Here is a 4,293-nt window from a genome sequence, read left to right on the forward strand (position 1 = left end):
TTTTTGATTTCATCCAACGAAAAAGTGTTCTTTCCGTGATACCCAAAAAAGTAGCAGCCGTTTTTATGTTGTACATGTCATACCTTTTTTAGATTATATCTCTTTAACTTTCTTAATTAATTGTTAATGACATCTACTTTTTGTCAGTGACATCTGTCAATTTCATTTGACCTGGCATCTCATCGTATCGAAGCACTTTGTACACAATTTTTTTAATCTCACCCTCAGGCTTGTCAGCGTATCTTCTCAGCAAATCTTGCAGTAGTTGCTCACATTCCGCTTCATGCCCGTACCAACGCTTGCAGATCTCGACCAATTGTTTTGGTCCACGCATTCCTGAAAGTTTACGTAGCTTATCGTAAAGTTCTCTTTTGTAAGGAGAGTTTTTGGTCATTCTATCAGCAGCTTTTTTAATTTTTTCTTTTATGCCGATATTATGAGTGTTTTCTGTTATGTGAAAAACTAGTCCAACTACTGCTTTTTCCTTTTTTATATAATCAACATCTACCTTTATATCGCTTGATTCATTTATTTCTTTTATTGCTGTATCGATAACACGCGCTCTAAGGTTAAAAAATTTATTATATTTACCATGTACACCAACCTTTTTCCTAAATTCATCTAAGTCAAATTTTCTTTTTTTTAAATTTTTGTGCTGTTTTAACAGCTCATACACACGCCACGTCGTAAATCTTTTAAAATTGTAAACGTATTTTATTCTGTAAGGTGTAAAGTTTCCTTTTCGTAATGCTAGCAAATGCGGCACTAAAGGTTCTGCGATATGAAAGATATAAACCCCAGGACTAGACTTTTTACGGACCCATCTTTCAACAAGTGACACACCTGATTCTATTTTATCGTCTTCTACTTCGATATTTTTTGCCTTAAGTTCTTTGGCTAACTTTTTAAAATTTTTGTATGCCCAATCCTTATCTATCCCAAATGTATCGGCAAATTCTCTGACTGATAGTTCGATTTTTATTGGCTCGGTAGGGAGCTCCCCTGTTTGTGGAATTTTTGATGCAGTAAAAGCAAACAAGCGCATCTCTTGTAGTCCCAAGCTAAAAAATGAATTAATTAAGGCGTTTGACTTAACAGCGATATCTTTGTGTTGCTTATTCATCGGGGCATGGAACCACGAAAGGCTACACCTGTCAATAAAGTGTAGTTTTTCATATGTAGAACTACTGGTGTCGTGATGTAATGAACAGGTAAAAGTGTAGCCGGTGTAAGGTAAAAGTGTAGCTTTTGTAAGGTAAAAGTGTAGCCGAACTATAGTATAACATACTGTTATAATTGTAGATTTATACCCCTTAAAATTCTTAAAATAACTAAAGAAAGAAAGAATACTAATCCGTATAATATTTAAAGAGTGGCTGACATGCCTACATCCCGTAGAGGTTAAAGACCCAAGATACAAAACGGCACGATTAGCCCATAATACCCCACTGTAGCCATTTTTACCCAAATAAACGGATAAAGACACCAACAAAAAATAAACGCCGATTTAGGCACATCCTCGTGCGTTTTTAGCCCATACCTAAACCTGGCTATTTTAAAGCTTAAAAAACAAAACAAAATCCAGCCAAGACAAGCCTGTAAACAAAAGTACACTTTGTGGTACACAACAAGCCTGTACGTAAACACCTGATTTCTGGTTCCCCAAAAAGCGGATTTCTGATTTATGGACACAAAAAATAAAACTCCCTAGATATTTGTTACACAAAGGGAGGACCAGGTTATGGGTAATATTGCCTACAAAAGGGTTAGCTCAATCGACCAAAAAACAGACCGCCAACTTGCCGATTTGAATTGTAAATTTATAAGAACTTTTAAGGACACAGTTAGTGCTGTAGCGACGGAGCGCCCAGATCTTGAAAAGTGTAAAGATTTCGCCCGTAAAGGCGATATTTTATACGTACACAGCATCGACCGTCTTGCCCGTAATTTGGCGGATTTGCTCCAACTATTGCAGTTTTTTACCCAAGCGGGGGTCGAGGTCCATTTTTATACGGAAAAATTGGTGTTTAAGGGAGGGGAGGACGACCCCTTTCAAAAACTGCAACTCCAAATAATTGGAGCCGTGGCGGAGTTTGAGCGCCAAATGATCAAATCCCGCCAAAAAGAGGGGATTTTAAAGGCGAAAAAGAGAGGGGTAAAAATGGGAAGACCTACTAAGTTAACTCCAGCGCAAATTGTGGAGCTGCAAGAACGAGTAAAAAATGGTGCGAACAAAAAGGAATTGGCGAAGGAACTGGGGATTAGTAGGCAAACACTGTATCGCCACGTAGAGTAAACATATTTTAATGCAGTATTACTGTAAAAATTTAACTTTTGTGATGTAGTAACGCTTTTTTATGCTTGACTCTCATTCAGTAATTGGATATATTGCTTTCTCAGGCAAAACGGCAACAAGCAAATTTAAGAAGTTTTTGAGAAGCCACGTTATCAGCGTGGCTTCTTGTCGTTAATATAAAACTATTTAAAACTATTTAAAACTATTTAAAGCTATTTTAAAAATGTAAATAATATAAAATGATGAAGGAGTGGAGAATATGAACCAGCAAAAGTGTGTGTCGCTTGATGAAAGTTCTATTAGAATGATAACGTATTACGCGAAAAAAAAAGGCATAAGTTTTTCTGCTGTAATAAGAACCATTGTAAAAAACAAATTTGAGCGTTCTAACTGGATTTATCGCAAACTTGAATCTTGAATGGAGGCGTAGTTTTTATGGGTTAAATTTAAAAAAAATGGTAGAGGCTGTGCAGACTACAAGATTAGTAGCAAAATATTAGTATATTTACATAAAAACATATTAAAACAAATTTTACGCAGTTTTGAATCTGATATTCACATATTTAATTTTTTGATTTGTACGTGGAAATGCACTTGTAATGGTGCATACGGGATGTCAAAAAATTATCCCCATAAAACGGGTGACCGTTTTATTTAGTCCCAAAAATAGCTGTAATTGGGCACATCAAAGAAAGTTAATTACTTGTGTGACAACGCGAGTAACTACAAATTGTACGATTGTACCCAATGTAAACAATAAAATAATGTGAGAATAACAATGGATAACAGTAAGAGAGATGCTTTACAAAAAGCAAATGAGGAGTTTTGAGACCAGTTTAGTGGAGACTTTTTTATAACACTAACACAACCATTAAAAAATGGTGATCCAGTACAAAAATCCTTTGATAAATTTGAGGAAGACGTGGTGCAAAAACTAAAACAGCCATTAAAAAAAATGTCTCGTTTTGGGTATGTTGGCTGTTTTGCAAATAGTATAGCGTCTAGAAATTCTGGTGTTTCCTACAAATATGACCATTGCCATTTACTTTTAAAAGTAAAAAATGCTGATAAAGACCTTGAGTTGAGTAAAATTAATAAGATTCTTGCTAAAAAATGATGTGGATCTTTTGATATTAGTAAAATTTATAGTAATGGTGCAAATAATTATATGGCTCAATGATGAAATGCTGATGTAAATGGAAGAATCTCAGCAATAATACACTACAGAAAAGAGTTGTTAATTTAGTCTTTGTCCCAACGCGCCAGCGATTTCCTAACACTATTCGACGTCCAAGCGGATCCACCAGCGGATAATATTTTCTGTTTGTTTAATTCTTGGGCAATCTCCGCATAACTCAGCCCTCTCTGCTTCAACTCCAGCAATTTTGCTAACAATTTCTCCTTTGAGAGTTGTTTGGCTTGTACAGTTTTAGCAGTTTGCTCCGGCTGGATATCGTGGACGTTTGTATAGTCTTCAGGTTCAGGGGGAGGAGTTTTCGCTTTTGTTGACTCAAAAGTTATCGCCTGCTGTCCCTGGACCAACTCCCCAAGTTTACCAATTTGCCCAAGCAAACTTTGGTTTTGCCCTTTTAACTCCTCAACCAACAGTTTGCTTCCCGTCAATTCCCCTTTAACCTCGGACAACTCGCTTGTTTTCTCTTGTAGCCTTGCTGATAATTCCGAGTTTTGCTTAGAGAGATTTTCTATCTGTCCAGCTAGTATTGACACAATTTTAGTAATGTCAGTGACATTTTCTCCATTAGTATTCTGCGTCATGTTGCTGAAGTTAACCTCTGGGTATTCAAGTGGATTTACCACATTTCCGTCGTTGTTATGTGTGTCATTTTTGGCTGCGTGTGTCATGACACTTTGTCCTTGTGTCATTCTGTCAGTGTCATGACGCTTTTTAGTAGATGTCACAGGTGGATCGCTCTTTAGTTTTTCAAGTTCGCTCTCCTTAAAAAGCCATGAACCATCTACCTTTTTACCCTTTATCT

5 protein-coding genes are annotated in these 4,293 nt (G+C 36.4%); 3 read left to right on the top strand and 2 right to left on the bottom strand.

Annotated features, from left to right (window positions below):
* Positions 1-133: 133 nt before the first annotated feature.
* On the bottom strand, positions 134-1,123 hold the full coding sequence (locus ACI0FJ_RS20100; protein ID WP_424306633.1) for a replication initiation protein: 990 nt from the start codon (positions 1,121-1,123) through the stop codon (positions 134-136).
* A 618-nt stretch (positions 1,124-1,741) separates the two neighbouring features.
* On the opposite strand from ACI0FJ_RS20100, the gene ACI0FJ_RS20105 reads away from it, so the two are divergent.
* The 3 genes from ACI0FJ_RS20105 (at position 1,742) to ACI0FJ_RS20115 (ending at position 3,413) form a co-directional block, all read left to right on the top strand.
* Positions 1,742-2,296, top strand: coding sequence for a recombinase family protein (locus ACI0FJ_RS20105; RefSeq protein WP_424306635.1), 555 nt, complete (start codon positions 1,742-1,744; stop codon positions 2,294-2,296).
* 259 nt (positions 2,297-2,555) lie between these two features.
* Positions 2,556-2,714 carry a hypothetical protein gene (locus ACI0FJ_RS20110; RefSeq protein ID WP_424306637.1) on the top strand — a complete coding sequence of 53 codons (159 nt, stop codon included), beginning with the start codon at positions 2,556-2,558 and terminating at the stop codon, positions 2,712-2,714.
* A gap of 507 nt (positions 2,715-3,221) precedes the next feature.
* Positions 3,222-3,413 (top strand): hypothetical protein, encoded by a 192-nt coding sequence (locus ACI0FJ_RS20115; protein ID WP_424306639.1) that lies wholly within the window; start codon positions 3,222-3,224, stop codon positions 3,411-3,413.
* A gap of 125 nt (positions 3,414-3,538) precedes the next feature.
* On the opposite strand, the gene ACI0FJ_RS20120 is transcribed toward ACI0FJ_RS20115, so the two are convergent.
* Positions 3,539-4,293, bottom strand: a 755-nt coding sequence (locus ACI0FJ_RS20120; protein ID WP_424306641.1) for a recombinase family protein, incomplete at its 5' end; no start/stop codon positions are given.

The sequence above is a fragment of the Desulfovibrio sp. 7SRBS1 genome (assembly GCF_049723905.1).
Classification (GTDB): domain Bacteria; phylum Desulfobacterota; class Desulfovibrionia; order Desulfovibrionales; family Desulfovibrionaceae.

What these genes read in the sequence shown, in the direction of transcription:
- ACI0FJ_RS20100 (WP_424306633.1), bottom strand. Translation starts at nt 1,123, where the DNA reads ATGAATAAGCAACACAAAGATATCGCTGTTAAGTCAAACGCCTTAATT.
- ACI0FJ_RS20105 (WP_424306635.1), top strand. Translation starts at nt 1,742, where the DNA reads ATGGGTAATATTGCCTACAAAAGGGTTAGCTCAATCGACCAAAAAACA.
- ACI0FJ_RS20110 (WP_424306637.1), top strand. Translation starts at nt 2,556, where the DNA reads ATGAACCAGCAAAAGTGTGTGTCGCTTGATGAAAGTTCTATTAGAATG.